At 58.2% G+C, this 16,844-nt stretch carries 17 protein-coding genes; 7 read left to right on the top strand and 10 right to left on the bottom strand.

What is annotated here, in order from left to right; translation table 11 throughout:
- Positions 1-17: 17 nt before the first annotated feature.
- Together AB7M29_RS27095 and AB7M29_RS27100 are read right to left on the bottom strand one after the other, a co-directional pair.
- Positions 18-1,259, bottom strand: coding sequence for an OprD family porin (locus AB7M29_RS27095; protein ID WP_454248412.1), 1,242 nt, complete (start codon positions 1,257-1,259; stop codon positions 18-20).
- A 120-nt stretch (positions 1,260-1,379) separates the two neighbouring features.
- Entirely contained in the window at positions 1,380-2,663 is a 1,284-nt protein-coding gene (locus tag AB7M29_RS27100) for an MFS transporter (RefSeq protein ID WP_367372574.1), read from the bottom strand.
- A gap of 275 nt (positions 2,664-2,938) precedes the next feature.
- On the opposite strand from AB7M29_RS27100, the gene AB7M29_RS27105 reads away from it, so the two are divergent.
- The 7 genes from AB7M29_RS27105 to AB7M29_RS27135 all read left to right on the top strand — a co-directional run bounded on the left by AB7M29_RS27105 (position 2,939) and on the right by AB7M29_RS27135 (position 8,506).
- Positions 2,939-3,886, top strand: coding sequence for a LysR family transcriptional regulator (locus AB7M29_RS27105; RefSeq protein WP_454248413.1), 948 nt, complete (start codon positions 2,939-2,941; stop codon positions 3,884-3,886).
- A gap of 91 nt (positions 3,887-3,977) precedes the next feature.
- Positions 3,978-4,781, top strand: a complete 804-nt coding sequence (locus tag AB7M29_RS27110) for a putative hydro-lyase (protein ID WP_454248414.1) — start codon at positions 3,978-3,980, stop codon at positions 4,779-4,781.
- Positions 4,782-4,863: 82 nt separating this feature from the next.
- Complete coding sequence (locus AB7M29_RS27115; RefSeq protein WP_217854185.1) at positions 4,864-5,421, top strand: hypothetical protein; 558 nt, start codon at positions 4,864-4,866, stop codon at positions 5,419-5,421.
- Positions 5,422-5,817: 396 nt separating this feature from the next.
- On the top strand, positions 5,818-6,063 hold the full coding sequence (locus AB7M29_RS27120) for a hypothetical protein (protein ID WP_217854186.1): 246 nt from the start codon (positions 5,818-5,820) through the stop codon (positions 6,061-6,063).
- Positions 6,064-6,164: 101 nt separating this feature from the next.
- Positions 6,165-7,394, top strand: a complete 1,230-nt coding sequence (locus AB7M29_RS27125) for a type II and III secretion system protein family protein (RefSeq protein ID WP_454248415.1) — start codon at positions 6,165-6,167, stop codon at positions 7,392-7,394.
- A 113-nt stretch (positions 7,395-7,507) separates the two neighbouring features.
- Entirely contained in the window at positions 7,508-8,218 is a 711-nt protein-coding gene (locus tag AB7M29_RS27130) for a tetratricopeptide repeat protein (protein WP_052964879.1), read from the top strand.
- Between the two features lie 18 nt (positions 8,219-8,236).
- On the top strand, positions 8,237-8,506 hold the full coding sequence (locus AB7M29_RS27135) for a DUF3613 domain-containing protein (RefSeq protein WP_429428978.1): 270 nt from the start codon (positions 8,237-8,239) through the stop codon (positions 8,504-8,506).
- Between the two features lie 483 nt (positions 8,507-8,989).
- Here AB7M29_RS27135 and AB7M29_RS27140 read toward each other — a convergent pair whose 3' ends face one another.
- From AB7M29_RS27140 to cpaB, 8 genes are all read right to left on the bottom strand, one after another.
- Positions 8,990-9,952: a type II secretion system F family protein gene (locus tag AB7M29_RS27140; protein WP_454248416.1), complete on the bottom strand. Its 963-nt coding sequence runs from the start codon at positions 9,950-9,952 to the stop codon at positions 8,990-8,992.
- A gap of 30 nt (positions 9,953-9,982) precedes the next feature.
- Positions 9,983-10,969: a type II secretion system F family protein gene (locus AB7M29_RS27145; RefSeq protein ID WP_454248417.1), complete on the bottom strand. Its 987-nt coding sequence runs from the start codon at positions 10,967-10,969 to the stop codon at positions 9,983-9,985.
- Positions 10,966-12,408: a CpaF family protein gene (locus AB7M29_RS27150; protein ID WP_258616516.1), complete on the bottom strand. Its 1,443-nt coding sequence runs from the start codon at positions 12,406-12,408 to the stop codon at positions 10,966-10,968. The genes AB7M29_RS27145 and AB7M29_RS27150 overlap by 4 nt, the downstream gene beginning before the upstream one ends.
- Before the next feature lie 3 nt (positions 12,409-12,411).
- Positions 12,412-13,632, bottom strand: a complete 1,221-nt coding sequence (locus AB7M29_RS27155) for an AAA family ATPase (protein ID WP_454248418.1) — start codon at positions 13,630-13,632, stop codon at positions 12,412-12,414.
- Complete coding sequence (locus AB7M29_RS27160) at positions 13,626-14,120, bottom strand: TadE/TadG family type IV pilus assembly protein (RefSeq protein ID WP_429428990.1); 495 nt, start codon at positions 14,118-14,120, stop codon at positions 13,626-13,628. Before AB7M29_RS27160 ends, AB7M29_RS27155 begins: the two co-directional genes overlap by 7 nt.
- On the bottom strand, positions 14,120-14,599 hold the full coding sequence (locus AB7M29_RS27165; RefSeq protein ID WP_454248419.1) for a TadE/TadG family type IV pilus assembly protein: 480 nt from the start codon (positions 14,597-14,599) through the stop codon (positions 14,120-14,122). The genes AB7M29_RS27160 and AB7M29_RS27165 overlap by 1 nt, the downstream gene beginning before the upstream one ends.
- Positions 14,600-14,610: 11 nt before the next feature.
- Positions 14,611-15,957: a TadE/TadG family type IV pilus assembly protein gene (locus AB7M29_RS27170; RefSeq protein ID WP_454248420.1), complete on the bottom strand. Its 1,347-nt coding sequence runs from the start codon at positions 15,955-15,957 to the stop codon at positions 14,611-14,613.
- Between the two features lie 75 nt (positions 15,958-16,032).
- A complete protein-coding gene (cpaB, locus tag AB7M29_RS27175; protein WP_454248421.1) occupies positions 16,033-16,839 on the bottom strand; it encodes a Flp pilus assembly protein CpaB in 807 nt (268 codons plus the stop codon).
- Positions 16,840-16,844 lie beyond the last annotated feature (5 nt).

Consider the following 16,844-nt stretch of genomic DNA (forward strand, 5'->3'; position numbering starts at 1 on the left):
CTTGATAGCCCAGACATTTACCAAAGCGCCAGGGTATAGCTGACGATCAAGCGATTCTCATCCAGATCATTGCCAAAGTTCGAACGCACCGACGCGTTGCGCCATTTCAAGCCCAGGCCTTTCAACGTACCGTCCTGCACCACGTAAGCGATATCGGTGTCGCGCTCCCACTCCTTGCCTTCACCCGCAGCACTGCGCTGCACGTTATCCCCCGAGATGTAGCGGGTCATAAAGCTCAACCCCGGTACACCCAATGCGGCGAAATTATAGTCATAGCGCGTTTGCCAGGAGTGTTCGTCAACGTTGGCAAAGTCATTGATCTGCACGAAGTTGACCAAGTACGGGTCGCTGCGTCCAATGTACGGAAACGGATCATCGCCGCTCATGCGCTGGTAGCCGAAGCCCAGCGCGTGACCGCCGAGACTGTAGGTAAACATCGCACCGAGAGCCTGGTTGTCGAGGTCAGGAAAGTTGCCATCTTCAATGCTGCGCGCATAGCGCACGTCGCTCTTGAGCGACTGACCGGCCCCCAGATCCAACAGGTGGACCAATCCGAGGTAGTTCTGCTGATAGATATTTTCCAGCTTGCCGTAGCGGTACTGCGCTGTCAGGTTCGGCAGGAATTGATAGTCAGCCCCGGCGAACTGGAACTTGTCGCTTTGCCCGCCGATGCGATTGGCAGTCATGTCCTGGTAGTCAGTGGAATCAACAAAGTTGATCTGCGTGAGTTGACCGGCGGTGAGCTTCAAACGGTCGATTTCCTGCACGTTGACCAGGCCGCCCTTGAAAGTTGACGGCAACAGGCGAGTGTCGTTGGAGTTCACCACCGGATCCTTGATCTGCAACGTCCCCAGCTTCAGGGTGCTCTTGGACCAGCGTGCTTTAGCTGTCAGGCCCAACTCGCCATAGCGATCTTGTGAGCCGCCCGACAGATCCGGCGGCAACAGATTAGTGCCCGCTGTGCCGCCGCCGGAGTCCAGTTTAAAACCGGCCATGCCCAGCGCATCCAGACCAAAACCCAGCGTGCCGGCGGTATACCCGGACTCCATCCGCAACAGAAAACCCTGTGCCCATTCCTCGGCTTTGTCTCGCGAGCCGCCCTGACGGAAATCGCGATTGAAGTAAAAGTTGCGTGCTTCCAGGCTGCCTTTACTGTCGGCAATGAAATCCGCCTGAGCGGCTGGTGCGCCAAACAAGCTCAAACCGAGCAATGTGCCGACCGGGAGGTACAACCGTTGGGTGGAAAGCGAATAGTGCATGCCGTGCTCCTGTTTCGGACGCGAGCGAGCCCTCTCGGGGGCGTTGCGATCGCGACCGATGTTTGTCGATTAGCAATGGATCAGCGACGTCTGGGCACAATTGCCCAGACGTGTCGGGGTTCAGGATTCGAGTTGGCGACCGCGGGTTTCCGGCAGGCTTAACGCGGCCAGAATCACCACGCCATAGGCACCGGCAGCGAAGATTCCGATCCCCGTACCAATCGGCAACGTTTCGCTCAGCGCACCGATGAACAACGGAAACAGCGCGGCGATGGAGCGCCCGGCGTTATAGCAAAAGCCCTGGCCCGAACCGCGCATGCGGGTCGGAAACAACTCGGTCAGAAAAGCGCCCATGCCGGCAAAAATGCCCGAAGCGAAGAAACCCAACGGAAAGCCCAGCCAGAGCATCCAGGTGTTGTCGATGGGCAGTTGGGTGTAAGCCAGGACGATCGCCATGGAGCCGACGGCAAACAGGATGAAGTTCTTCTTTCGGCCGATGGCATCGGTCAGCAACGCGCTGGTCACATAGCCGATGTAAGAGCCGACGATCACCATCGCCAGATAGCCGCCAGTCCCGAGCACGCTCAGGCCGCGCTCGGTTTTCAGGTAGGTCGGCAACCACGTGGTGATCGCGTAATAACCGCCCAGCGCGCCAGTGGTCAGCAACGAAGCGCGCAAGGTGGTACTGAGCATCCGAGGTGCGAAGATTTCAAAGAAGGCCCAACGCGAATCCTTTTCAGGCTTGGCCTTGCGCTCAATGCAGGCCTGTTCGAAGGTGTCCGACTCCTTGACCAGTCGGCGGATCACCAATACGAATAGCGCTGGCACCAACCCGATCATGAATAGCGCCCGCCAGGCCTCTTCCGGCGGCAGAAAGCTGAATAATCCGGCATAGAGCAATGCCGTAAGTCCCCACCCCAGCGCCCATCCGGCCTGCACCATGCCCACTGCCTTGCCGCGATCCTGAGAGCGAATCACCTCGCCAATCAGCACCGCACCCGCAGTCCATTCACCGCCGAAACCAAAGCCCATCAAAGTCCGGGCCACCAGCAATTGCTCGTAGTTCTGTGCCAGTCCGCAGAGGAAGGTGAAGAAGGCGAACCACAGCACCGTCAGTTGCAAGGTGCGCACCCGACCGATGCGGTCGGACAGTATTCCGGCGATCCAGCCACCCGCCGCCGAGGCCAGCAGCGTACAAGTGCCAATCATCCCGGCATCGCCCTTGGAGATGCCCCAGGTTGCGATCAGGGTCGGAATGACGAAACTCAGCATCTGTGTGTCCATGCCATCCAGGGCATAGCCGATCTTGCAACTCCAGAAGGTACGCTTTTCATTTTTCGACAGGGGGCCGTACCAACTGAACGGGCCGGTGCGGCCCGAACCTGAAAGCACGTGGTCAGTCATGGTCTTTTCCATGGGAGTTCCTGCGGCAGCAAGCGAAGATGACGGACACGCCTCATTATTTTTTTGTGAAGGCGTTGTCGTGGGGGGCAGACGCAGTGGCTGCGTCGTGGAGCGGATTCTTCGCGCCAAGGCCAAACGGCGTCAAACGGGAAAAAAACGAGGTTATGCATAAGAAAATTTGATACCCCCGGCGACGAACTCTGGAGTAACAATTACTGCACCCCCACCACGGTTCTCTGTGGAAAAACAGTGAACGCCCCACCACGAGAACCGCCATGAACCTCAAATTTCTCGAAACCTTCGTCTGGGTCGCACGCCTGCAAAGCTTCAGCCTTACCGCCGAGAAAATGTTCAGCACTCAGGCGGCTATCTCCAGCCGGATTGCCTCGCTGGAAGAAGAGTTGGGCCTGCGTTTGTTCGTGCGCGATTCGCGCGGTGTGTCGCTAACGCTCGAAGGTCTCAAGGTGCTCGACTACGCCGAGCAGATGCTCGAGGTTCAGCGAGCGTTGAAACACTCGCTGGATAACACCAACCCGCAACAGGGCCTGGTGCGCATCGGTGTGATGGATACGGTGATCCACACCTGGCTCAGCCCGTTGATGTCGACCTTGATGCAGACCTTCCCCGCCGTGGAAATCGAGATCACCGCCGACGCCGCACGCAATCTGTGCGATCAGCTGCAAAAGGGCTATTTGGACATCGTGTTCCAGACGGATCTGATCCGCCACGAAAGTGTGCGCAACCTCGAACTGGCGCACTACCCCATGCACTGGATCGCCGCCAGTAACTCAATCTATGCCCGCCCCTATGCCTCATTGGCCGAAATGGCCAGTGAGCGCATCATCACCTTCGTCAAAAACTCCCGGCCGCATCAGGATGTACTCAACCTGCTGCACGCTCACGGCATCAGCACGCCACGCGTCAGTTGCGTCAACTCGGTGTCGGCCATGACCCGGCTGATTCGTGACGGCTTCGGTATTGGCGCCTTGCCGGCCGCGCTGGTGGCCAAGCCCTTGGCCAGCGGCGAGCTGATTCAGCTGGAACCAGGCACTCGCTTGCCGCAGTTGGATGTCGTGGCTTCATGGCGCGCCGGCGTCGGCCTGGAATTGATCGAAAGCATCGTCGACATGAGCCGCCAAGTAGTCTCCCAATACGCTGCGGATGTCGGCCCGCTTCGAATGGTTCCGGCACCCAGTCTCAACAGCCGACGGACTCTTGAATAACTTTTTGTTGTCCGGGGGTAACAACATTCCTGGTTGGACGCCATCGTCATGGTTTTCTAAAAAGGGTCATCGAACCTGAAGAGATGCCGTGATGAGCCAACCCACTCTGTCTTTCGAACAACTAAGGCACAGCGTTCCACTGGCCCTGCGCCAATGCATCGCTGCCGGACAATATCGGGGCCACACCAGCGGCTTGGCCCAAGGTCGGGTGCAAGCCAATATCGTGATTCTGCCCAATGATTGGGCTAACGAGTTTCTCCGCTATTGCACGCTCAATCGGCAGGCTTGCCCGGTGCTCGACGTTACCGAACCGGGTGATCCGTATTTTCGCAATCTCGGCACAGCCATCGATATCCGCCACGAGGTGTCCCGATACAGGGTCTATCGCCATGGCGAACTGAGAGAAGAGCCGTCGGATATCGAGCATTTGTGGCAGGACGATCTGGTGGCCTTCGCCATCGGTTGCTCGTTCTCCTTCGAACAACCGCTGCTGGATGCCGGCATCGCCCTCAGGCACATCGATCTGGGGCGCAATGTCGCCATGTACCGAACGAACATAGACACCCGCCCTACCGCGCGCCTGAGCGGCAAGCTGGTGGTGAGCATGCGCCCGATGAAGGCCGCCGCGGCGATCCAGGCGATCCAGATCACCGCACGCATGCCCAACGTCCACGGCGCACCTGTGCACATCGGTGATCCGGCGCTGATCGGCATCGATTCACTCAGCAGCCCGGACTACGGCGATGCCGTGCCAGTCGAAGCCGATGAAATCCCGGTATTCTGGGCCTGCGGTGTGACCCCGCAATCGGTGGTGCAAACTTCGCGTCCGCCACTGTGCATCACCCACGCCCCCGGCTGCATGCTGGTAACGGATGTTTTGAATAGTGCTTTGTAAATGAGTGCGGGCTCGCGTGAAATAGTAACGTGAGCCTTGGATTGGACTGTTTTCAACCTGATATGGATGCCACGGACAAACAATGAACACTGCTCAACAATCGATTCGACAGTACATAAACGCCAAGGACGGTAACCGCCCACATTTGTTACCCCAGGCCTTTGCGCCAGACGCGATCCTGGACATGGTCGTGCACACCGGGTCTATCTCGTTTCCACCCCACGTTGAAGGCATTGGACCTATTGGCGATGTGCTGGTCAGGCGATTCGGCCAGACCTTCGAAAACGTCTATACCTTTTGCCTGGGACTCCCACCTGAACCGCAGGCCAAAACATTCCAGTGCAAATGGCTGGTCGGCATGTCCGACAAGAGCTCCGGTGAAGCCCGAGTCGGTTGCGGTCTGTATGAGTGGCAGTTCAGCCCCGAGTCGAGACTTGTCGAGAGGCTCACTATCACCATTGAACACATGAAAACCCTGCCGGCGACTGATCTGCACTGCATCATGGAGTGGGTATCGCAACTGGACTACCCATGGTGCAGTTCGCAAGCGTTAGTGAACAATGTTCCTGACATCGACACGCTTGAAGAGGTGATCCAGTACCTTGCGGCCAATACTCCGACCTGCACTTCGCAGGTGTAGAGCTACACAATCAGTCGTATTCAGCTTCCTTGTCATATCCCGCCAGATGCCGTTGTTACTATTGGTCTGCATTCGAGAATGTACAAACCGGCACGCCTGAGAACGCCACTCAATGAGTGGCGTTTTTGTGAAATATGCAGCGCAAACCCCAAAGAAAAACTCGCGGGACCGTAAAGCACCCCTTATTCCATCAGCATCCGGCGCAATACCAATGATTGCGTGGCCTGACCGTGGCTGTCAGAAAAAAACCGGCATATGTATCGAAAGTTTTCGTTCAAAGCATGGCGCTTTGCCTTGGTTGAACTACCTTTCAAACAAGAAGAAGACATAACGGTTCGAAATGCCACGTTAGGTTCAGCGATCAGATAGCGGAATGGCAAAAGGAGTTACCTCACTATGATCCTGGCAAGCATTTTCCGGCTCTTTGCTTTGATTGCCGGTTGCTTTTTAGGGGAGTCAGGTCGGCGCAAAGTGCCGTCTTTAGCTGCAGTTGCTTTCGAGTCTGAGCCTATCGCTCGGCTCGACAGCTCAGGTATCTGGATCACTAAAAACCGTTATAGCGAAGGTCGCTCGTTGTTCCGTCAGAACAGCGTATTGCAGTTGCTTGCATGTAGCACCACGGAATATTGCCGGGGCCATTAGTCAGGGGTCTGGCGGGGTAGAGGGCCGACCAAGGCCCCTTGTAGTGATCCGAGGCAACCTAGTTAGCCTCAAAGATGGCCTATTCAGCGAGGATGCACTTAATGAGCTATCGTACCGTGCCCGCTTTCAAGCGAATTATCCATGGCCTGTTCTGGACGGGCCTCAGCGTGAATGCGGCTCAGGCCGCGCCGGCCAATTGTTCACAACTGGATAATATGCCGACAACGTTTGAGGTCGGTCAGGGGCTCCAGAATGAACTGCGCGTCCCCGTCCCGGTGACACAGCTGGCAGTCGGCGATCCGAAAATCGCCGACGTGCAACCCAGCGGCAACAACCCCAACGCCTTCTTGCTCACCGGTATGGCGCCGGGGACCACCAGCCTGATGGTCTGGACCGCCTGTTCGACAACGCCGCGCCAAAGCATGGTGTTCGTCAAGGGCAAGGCCACGGCAGCGCTGACCAGCGTGTCGACAGTGCCTTCCGAAGACCCGCTGTTGCCGATCCAGGTGCAAACTGACATCCGCTTCGTTGAAGTCAGCCGGACCAAACTCAAGGAAGCCAATGCCTCGATTTTTGGCCGCCAAGGCAACTTCCTGTTCGGCTCACCGAGAACCTTGCCCACCGTCGGCGGCATTGTCACGCCGTCGGTGCCGGTGAACAACGGCATGTTCAACTTCGCTTTTGCGTCCAGCGATACTCTAGTGTCGATCAACGCGCTGGAAGGCAGCGGTTTCGCCTACACCCTGGCACGACCAAGCCTGGTCGCGCTCAGCGGGCAGAGTGCGAGCTTCCTGGCCGGTGGTGAAGTACCGATTCCAGTGCCCAGTTCCGGCAGCGATAACGTGTCCATCGAGTACAAGGAATTCGGTATTCGCCTGACCCTGACGCCGACCATCATCGGGAAAAACCGTATCGCGCTGAAGGTGGCGCCGGAAGTCAGTGAACTGGACTTCACCAACGCCGTAAGCATCGCCGGCACCATCGTTCCGGCGCTGACCATTCGACGTACCGACACCAGCATCTCCCTGGCCGACGGCGAAAGCTTCGTCATCAGCGGCCTGATCAGCACCCGTAACAATTCCCAGGTGAACAAATTTCCGGGGCTGGGCGATATCCCGATTCTGGGGGCGTTCTTTCGCGATAACACCATCAACCGTGAAGAGCGCGAACTGCTGATGATCGTCACCCCACACCTGGTCCAGCCACTGGCTGCCAACGCACAACTACCGTCGTTGCCTGGCGAACAGCTGCGCAATTACGACCCGAACTTCTACCGCATGTTCTTCCTCGAAAATGGCGATTTCGACAGTCGCTCCGGGCTCTCGCAATGAGCCTGAATCAGACTTGCCTCGACCTCACTCGTAACGGTGATCTTGAACGCTTGCCAAGCCAGCTTTATTGCCATTGGCCAGGCGTTCAACGTGTTGTAGCCAGAGGACACTCGATGAAAGCAGTCATTGCAATAGCGGCGACAATCATGCTCACAGGTTGTGCCAGCAATGGCTTGTCGTCGCGACCGGCTGAGTGTGCCAAGCCCGCTTCGGATCAAGAGCTGGCCCTGAGCTTGGCCGATAACATGGTCAATGAGGGCCGTTTGTATGCCAGCCTGGCGAATCTTGAAGGTTTGCCCGACAACCTGGTTCAGGTTCGCCTGCGCAAGGCTCGGGTGCTGCGCTTGATGGGGCGTAACGAGGCGGGGCCGTTGTATCAAAGCTTGCTCGGCACCTGTATGGCCGCTGACGGGGAACATGGCTTGGGCCAGTTGGCCGCGGCCAAAAATGATTACGCCAACGCTACCACTCACCTTGAGCGCGCGGTGAAGATGGCCCCCACCGACGACAGGATGCGCAATGACCTGGGGGTGGTCTACCTCAATCAGCGACGGATCCCTGAAGCACGCTTTGAGTTCATGACTGCCATGGAGCTCAAACAGTCCAATTCACTGGCGGCACTGAATATGGTGACGCTGTTGATCTATCAGGATAACTGGAAGGCAGCTTCCGAACTCGTGACCCGCGCCAGCTTGAGTCCTCAGCAAGTCGCAGAGGCTCAGAGCCGCGCGGAAAAACTCAAGGCTTCTGCTAAAAAAGCAGTGGCATCCGAGGGGAATCGCAGAACTGAGGTAGCCGCTGCCTCATCCAGTGCGACCAAGTAAAACGTACGAGGAGTCGAGATGAATACCAAGAGGCTGTTGATTGTGTGCATGGCTTGCCTGTCCACCAGTGCCTGGGCTATTGAACCGGGTCCCTCTTCGAAGGAGCAAAAAGGCACCGAGCAGTGGATGCAGCTACAGATTCGCGGCATCGTTGCTTCGCCAAAACTGCAAACCGCTTCGGCCACCGAACGTGACCTGGCCATGCAGCGTTGGCTGAACAGCTTCAACTACCCGATTCCGGAGTTTTTTGATCAGGATATGGCGGGTGAGATTCCTGGCAGTAACTGAGACCTCAACGGGTAATCAACCTCTGGCGGAGCCCAGAGTGGCCTGGCTGAAAAGCCGGGCTAGACGTCGTCTGCAAGAAAGCATTGGTATCTACACATTATCCAAGCCAGGCCGGATTACCCTGTAGGAACGGCCGCAGGCTGCGATCTTTTGCTCTTCAGCGATTCCCCTCGGCCATCAACATCAAAAGATCGCAGGCTTCGCCGGCTCCTACGCTTGACCGCGTCGATGTTCCTTAAAGAGGCGCCTGTCACGACAATCAGCGCCAGAGCGTGATTAACAGATGTAAGCAAATCTCTGTAGGAGCTGCCGAAGGCTGCGATCTTTTGATTTCAGAGGCCTGGGCAACGAATTGCCTGGCATAAAAATAAAAAAGATCGCAGGCTCGGCAGCTCCTACAGAGATTTGTAAACCTATGGAAGGAAAGTGCAGATCAGGCTCGGGTGGTAGGGCTATCGCGCTCGATAGCCCTACCTGTTTACCTCACCCGAATGCTTTCATTACTCCGATCATGGCTGGGCCAATGGCTATCAGAAAGAAGCTCGGCCACAGGCAGAAAATCAGCGGGAAAATCAGTTTGGTACCGATTTTCGCCCCTGCCTCTTCGGCAGCCTGCATACGCCGGTCACGGAACTCATGGGCATAGATGCGCAGGGTATCGGCCACGCTGGTACCGAAGCGAATACTCTGCGCCAACAGGCTGACCAACCCTTGTACATCATCCAGCCCAGTGCGTACGGCCAGCTGCTTGAGCGCCTCGGTACTGGAAATGCCCGCGCGGATTTGCGCATTGACCAGGGCCAGTTCTTCAGCCAGTTCAACCTGACTGACCGACATTTCTTCAGCCACCCGCTCGATGGTCGTGGGCAGGGCCAAGCCTGACTCCACGCACACCACCATCAGGTCCAGCGCATCCGGAAACGCGGCGCGCAGCCTACCTTGCCGTGCCTGCTTGCGCTTGCCGACATACAGGGCCGGCAGCAGCCATCCAATACCAGCCATCAAGACCACAAACAGCAGACCGATGCTCAGCGAAACCTTGGGGATCAAAGGCAATAGCAGCAATGCAACGCCAACCAGCAACAGCGGTAACATCAAACGCACCGCCCAGTACATTTGCACCGCCGAAGCAGAACGGTAACCCGCATGCGTCAACAGGGTCTGGGTGGCGGATGCCTGAGCCGATTCGGCGGAAGCAAAGCGCTGGCCGACCCGTTCCAGCAACAGTTGCAGATTACCTGGAGCATCCTGCCCGGTCGTATTGCCTAAATGACCACGCTTGATCAGCGCCAGGCGACGCTGCACCGGGTCTTGAAGACCCAGCATCAGCAAGATCACGGCGACCACCGCAAGCACCGTACTGATACCAATGGCGCCGAGAAACAACAGACGCCCCATCTCCTCGTTCCCCGTGACCCGACTGAACAACCCGAGTAAAAAGTCCATGACCTATACCTCCCGGTAGCAAATACCGCTTTAAACCTGAATCCGGATGATTTTTTTTATCCAGAAAATCCCGATCAACATGGCGCAGAAAGCCCCGATGATCAGCTTATGGCCTATGGGATCATTGAGCAGCACAGGCATGTAGGTGGGGCTTGTAACTATGATCGCGATCGCCAGCACGAAGGGAATGGCCACCAGTATCCAAGCGGACATCCGTCCTTCGGCCGACAGGGTTTTGATCTTGCGCTGAAAGCGGTAACGCCCACGAATCAGGCGACTCAGACGCTCCAGCACTTCTGTAAGATTGCCGCCGGTCTCGCGATGGATGAGGATCGAGGTCACCAGCATCATCACCGTCATGCTCGGCATACGCTCGAGCAGGCCGAGCATGGCGCGGCGCACATCATTGCCATAGTTGATGTCGGCGAAGGTCAGACCGAACTCATGGGCGACTGCCCCCTTGTGCTCTTCGGCGACCAGGCGCAAGGTTTCGTTGAACGGGTGCCCGGCGCGCAGGGCACGGCACATGGCATCCAGCGCATCCGGCAGGCCTTCCTCAAACTCAGCGAAACGTTTGCCACGGTCACGAGAAATTTTCAGCACGGGTAACCAGAACACCCCGAAGCCCGCCAACAGCGCCATCCACCAGACTGCCGAGATCATCCAGACCGAGATACCCGCGCAGGCGCCCAGGAACAGTCCGAGCAATAGCACCCGATAGGCCCGATATTCGTGTCCGCCTTGCTCGATCACCTGTGTCAGATTCGCCATAAAGGGCAACTGTTCGAGCATGGCCTCCAGTGGCGACAAGCGCGTCAGGTATTTCTGCCGCAAAACCGTTTGCATGTTGGGCAGATTGTTGGCCTTCTCCATCACATTCAAGCGGCCGCGGATGCGCTTGCGCATCTTGCCGGCCTCGCCGAACACCGGCACCACCACGCCTTGGGACAGGAGGAACACGGCAACAAACACCATGCCGAGGAACATCAGAATAAATTCACCAGGAATATTGTTCATGACTGCCGTGCCTCCATCCATTCAGGCCTGAACATCGTCAGCGGCAACTCGATGCCGCGCTTGGCCAGTACATCGCGGAAGGCCGGGATCATGCCGCTGGGGCGATAGTCGCCGAGCACTTCACCGTTTTCGCCCATGCCTTGGCGCGCAAAGGAGAAGATTTCGGTCATAGTGATGATCTCGCCCTCCATGCCGTTGATCTCCTGCACGCTGACCAGGCGGCGCTTGCCGTCCTCCTGACGTTCCAGCTGGATCACCACATCAATGGCCGACGCGATCTGCTGCCGCATGGCCTTGATCGGGAAGGTGGCGCCGGTCATCGACACCATGTTCTCGATACGCCCCAACGCATCGCGTGCGGTGTTGGCGTGGATGGTGGTCAAGGAGCCGTCGTGGCCAGTGTTCATGGCCGTCAGCATGTCCAGCGCTTCGGCGCCGCGCACTTCACCGATGACAATGCGGTCCGGACGCATCCGCAGACTGTTGCGCACCAATTCCCGCTGGCTCACCTCGCCGCGCCCTTCGATGTTGGAAGGCCGGGTTTCCAGGCGCACCACGTGGGGTTGCTGCAGTTGCAGTTCAGCCGAGTCTTCGATGGTGACGATCCGCTCATTTTGCGGAATGAAACTGGACAGCACATTGAGCATGGTGGTCTTGCCGCTGCCGGTACCGCCAGAAATCAACACGTTCAAGCGTCCACGGACAATCGCCTTGAGCAGCAGGGCAATGGCCGGGGTTAACGTCCCCACCGAGATCAGGCTGTCGGTGTTGAGCAGGTCCACCGCAAAGCGGCGAATCGACATGCTCGGGCCATCGATGGCCAGCGGCGGGATAATTGCGTTGACCCGCGAACCGTCCTTGAGTCGGGCGTCCACCAATGGCGAGGACTCGTCGATACGACGACCCAGGCTGGAAACGATGCGGTCGATGATGTTCAGCAAATGCTGATCATCGCGAAAGCGCACATCGGTCCGTTGCAGTTTGCCGAAGCGCTCGACATAGACCGAGGCATGGCCGTTGACCAGAATGTCGGACACGCTGTGATCGGCCAGCAACGGTTCCAGGGGACCCAAGCCAAGCACTTCGTCAGTGATTTGCTTGATGATCAACTGGCGGCTGACGGAACTCACTGGCGCCGAATGTTCATCGAGCAGGCGCTGGCAAATATCGCGAATCTGCCGCGTGGCCTCGGCCTGTTCAAGGGAGTCCAGCAAGGACAGGTCCATGACCTTGAGCAACTGCTGGTAGATCTTTTCCCGCCACTCGGCCTCAACCGGGGTGACCTGGCTTCTGGTTTCATACAGAACGTCCGGGACTATGTGCTCCCACGCCATCATTTCATCTGCCGGATCCGGCAGATCATCGCCCAACTGAGTCGCCGACGAAGAGGCGGGTTTACCGGACTGTTTGCGCAAGCGGTTACGAAAGTCGCTGATCATGGGTCATCCCCCGAAAAAACGGTTGAAGGCGCGTTTGAGTAAGCCTTTGTTCCCGGCTACCTGTTGACCGACCAGGTCCTCGGTCATGTCGCGCAGTGCGGCAGTGATCGCTGCCCTCGGCGCATGCAGACCCAACGGCACGCCAGTGTTCTGACTCTGGCTGACCAGGTTGAAGTCGTTGGGTAATTTCGACAGATTGGTGCAGCGCAATGCCTCACCGATGTCTTTGAGGCTGATCGGTGCCGCCTTGTCAAAGCGGTTGACCACGATCTGCAATTGATCGCCGCGCACGCCCAGGTCATCGCGAAGGATCCGCACCAGGGAGCTGGCATCCCGCAGATGGCTAACACTTTGCTGCACCACCACGTACACCCGATCCACCTGTTCCAGCACGGAGCCGGTGAGGTGGTCGATTTGCCGCGGCAGGTCGATCACCACCCAGTCGTAGCTGGCGCGGGCCAACTTCAACAGGGCGTCGAGTTGCTCGGGTTGGGCATCCTGTGGCAGACACAGCTCACCGGCCCGACCACCCAGCACATGCAAGGTCGGGCTGAAGTGACTGCAAAAACCGCGTAATGCGACGCTGTCCATGCCATCGATCTGGTGCAATACCTCCAGATGGCTGTGCGTCTGCGCCACATCCAGATAATGCGTGACGCTTCCAAATTGCAAATCCATATCGAGCAACAGGGTACTGCCGCCCCTGGCGCTGAGCTGCTGAGCCAGGTTACAGGCCACCAGTGTTCCGCCGGAGCCACCCTTGGCGCTCATCACGGCGATCAATTTCCCTTCCGCCCCACTGCCGGTCCGAACCTCCATGACCAGCCGATTCAAGGCGGCGACCAGTTCTGCCTCGGCGATGGGCTCCGGCAGCACGTCACGGGCACCGGCCTGCATCGCCATACGCATGCCTTCCTGATCGCTTAGCAGGCCGCAGACCAACATCGGCGGACGCTCATGGGCCGGATGCAGCAACAGCGCCGCCAGCTCCTCGCGCCACAGGTGGCTGACGCGCAACAGCAACAGATCGGGCATCCGGTCCAGACCGTAGAGCGGGTCGACATGCCCATTACTCACCAGGCGAGTGCTCACCTCCAGGCTGGGCATGCGTTGGCAAACGCTCTGCAGATCGCGCAAAGAGGTGGCATCACGGCTGCTGATCAGCAACCGGAGCCCGGTTTTGCCAGTCGAGCTGGCGACTGGCGTTTCCTTGGTATTCAGCATGGTGTGATCTCCCCGGAATCGGAATGACGCCCGAGGCTTTCGCGTGGCAACGTTGCCCTGAATGTGGGCAAGGTAATGGGCACGCCGAACCCGGGAATGAACAGATTGAAAACGAAGTTTTGCAGGCTCAGCTGGACATAGCGGATGGCACGAAAGCCGTTAGCTCCACTCGTATCGGCGGGATTTCCCACCTGAGCACCGTTGGCATCCAGATAGGTCAACGTCAAGTGGGTGGTGGCCAGATCGGTAATGATCTGGCTCGCGCCGGCGTCGGTCGCTGCGTTGAAGATCGCCCGCCGCAACACCACCGGGTCGCTGATATTGCACACCGATGCCAGACGCACACCACGGCGCACGACTTCATCCAGCGTATTGATCGTGTAGTACAGGCGACCGAATTCCAACGTACCGAACAACAGGGTAAATATCAGCGCGCCAATGATGGCGAACTCCACGACATAGGTGCCGCGCATGCGTTTGCGATTCATCACAGTGCCCTCATGACGGTGGTGGCGACTAGCGGAATGCTCAGCGCAATCGGATTACCGAAGAAACCCGGAATCGCTCCAGTGCAGTTGCCACTGCCAATCACCGGGCAGAACGTATAAGTGATGGTGACCCGCACATGGTCGATGCCCACCGCGGCGACCTCCACCATGCTGGTCGTCAACCCTGACACCACCGCCGTCCCGGTATTTGCAGGCACGCCATAGACCGCGACATTTCTCGTCTGGGCCTTCAGCGCATCGCTCAGAGCGACAGCGCCAAGCGTCGAGTTCCAGGCCTGGCTGGCAACGAAACGGTCGGCATCACGGCTGGCCTGCAATAACACGTTGTACTGGTAGAGCATGCGGCCGAACTCGCCGAAAGCCAGCAACAGCAGGAGCAATAACGGCAGCACGAGGGTGAATTCCACCAGGGCCAGGCCTTGCTGGCGCTGCGACTGTTTAAACGTGTGAAGTCTCATGACGTTCCCTCCTACGAGTCGGTGCTCGGAGTGCCGCTGCCGTTGAGATATGTTTTGTAGAGCTGAATGATATTCGGGCCGGAATCGTTCACCGGTGTAGGACTGGGCACGTTGTCGCCTTCGCACTCCTTCACAAACTGTCCGAAGATCTGCGCTTCAGTGCCGCCCCCGCTCATGGGCTGCACCACGAAATAGCAGCCAAAACCCAGGACGGGGATCGAGGTTGAACCGCCCTGTTTCCCGGTGCATTCACCCACCACGATTTTCAACATCCGGCGCTCGAACACCCCATTGCTCTCACAGCCACTGCCGGTCCCTGCCACGCACGCGGCCACGCTGGTACGCCAGTCGTTGTAATCCATTATCGCCTCGCCACCCGCCGTAAGATCGCCATCGTTCGATGCGACAGGCTGCCCCTTGTATTGCGCTTGTGCCGGGGTAACTGAATCGTCGTAAGTAATTCGAGGGTTGCTAGACGCAGTCACCAGGTCTGGCGGATAGTTCGAAGCGCTGACCGGACCGTTGTAGATGCCAAAGCGCGTATTCAGGCCTTGGGAGGTAGGGCCGACCATGTTGCCGGGAGAGGTCTGGACGTTGTCTCCCACATTGCGGCAGACCGAGCCACCTCCAGCCAGATCCTGCCTGACCGTACTGCCGCCCGAGCCGAAATCGAGCAACTGGAAGTTGCCTGGGCCAATGGCTGACGAATTGCCGGCAGCCGACTTCAATACCTGCAAATCACCAAACTGGAAGCCCCAGAACATACCGGCGTCAGGGTCGTATTGGGTCGCGTCGCCACAGATCATCAACGGGGCAAGGTCACACGGGCTGGTAGGGCTGGGTCCAGCGGTGGCGATCGCCGCCACTCTTTTGTTCCCCAAGCCGCTGGTGCCGAATGTCTGGACGAAGCTCCAGAAAAAACCCGTCAGACTATAGTTCGGTACCGATACCCGAACGTATTTGGCATCCGCCGGCCCGGGAAAGGAGAACGGGCCATAGACACTGCTGGACAGTTCCACCACCGCAAAGGTGCCTGGGCTGCCGGCGACTGCCGTGGCCAGTTCGTTATTGCCCGCTGCATTGGCATTCTGCGCCAGAGTATTGAGCGCCGCAGCCTGCGTTGTGCTGGCAGAGTTGATCCCCCCCATCACCTGACTGAGGGTTTTGGCGCCACTCAGGGCGGCGGCGTCTACCGCATTCTGCAGGCGCGTTTTGTTCAACAACATGTGGCCCATGTCGAGCGTCAGACCCGCCATCATTAAGATCGCCGCCAATGCGATCACCATCAATACGCTCACCGAACCTTCCTGGCGCCTTGGCGTCGCAGTGAACGGCTGCTGAATTCGAAGATTCATCATCAAGCCCTCATTTACCGAAACTGATCCGGATCGGCTCCGCCAATACCTTGGTGCCCAGGCACCCTTACCGCCGTGTCAACGTTTGACTACACTGGCTTGGGTCCCACGGATAATGGTGATAGCCCCACCACCCTCGCCATTGCCGCGACGCACCACGCGTTTTGGCGCCGGGGCAGCGGCCATCGCCATGACCGGTGCCGCAGGCGCAACGGTCGCGATTTTCTTCTGGTCATTCAGCGGATTGCGTAGGGTCAGTTGCAATTTTCCTTCCGTTTGCGCCGTTACCAGGGTTTCAGCCTCTGCAGTCGTCATTTCTAGCGTCACTGCACGTACCACTACCGGTTGGGTCTTATCGGTACCTGCTGTCTGGTCCACTGCCAGTACTCGCAAGTTCTCGAGGATGGTCTTGGACACGGCGTTATTGCCGGCGCCATCAGTTTTTTTAGTCGCCAGCACATCGACCCGGTTACCGGGTAACAGGAACCCGCCCACACCGACCACATCGTCTACCCGTACCGAGATGGCACGTTTGTCTGTCGCAATCAGAGAAGCCAGGGTACTGCCCCCCAAATGCTCACTCAGACGCGCGCCGCGCATGATGTCGCCCTTCAGGATGTCGAACGTTGCGATCTTGCCCACTGCTTTGTCGGTGGAGTCGAAGGCATCGGCCGGGATCGTGTCCATGGGCATGCGCAGGGTCGTGACCTGCTGAGCCTCGACCATCTGCCCGAAGGGGATTTCCACCGTGGCGACCACCACGTTTCGGAGGTGGTCATCAGGGCTGGCATTGAGCCGTGAGCTCAGCCAGGAGTCGGCCATCCATGCAGCACCAAGGCCCATGACCAGGGAAACGCCTATCAGGGAAAGAGTACGAGAGCTCATGTCAG

The sequence above is a fragment of the Pseudomonas sp. F-14 TE3623 genome (assembly GCF_053629015.1).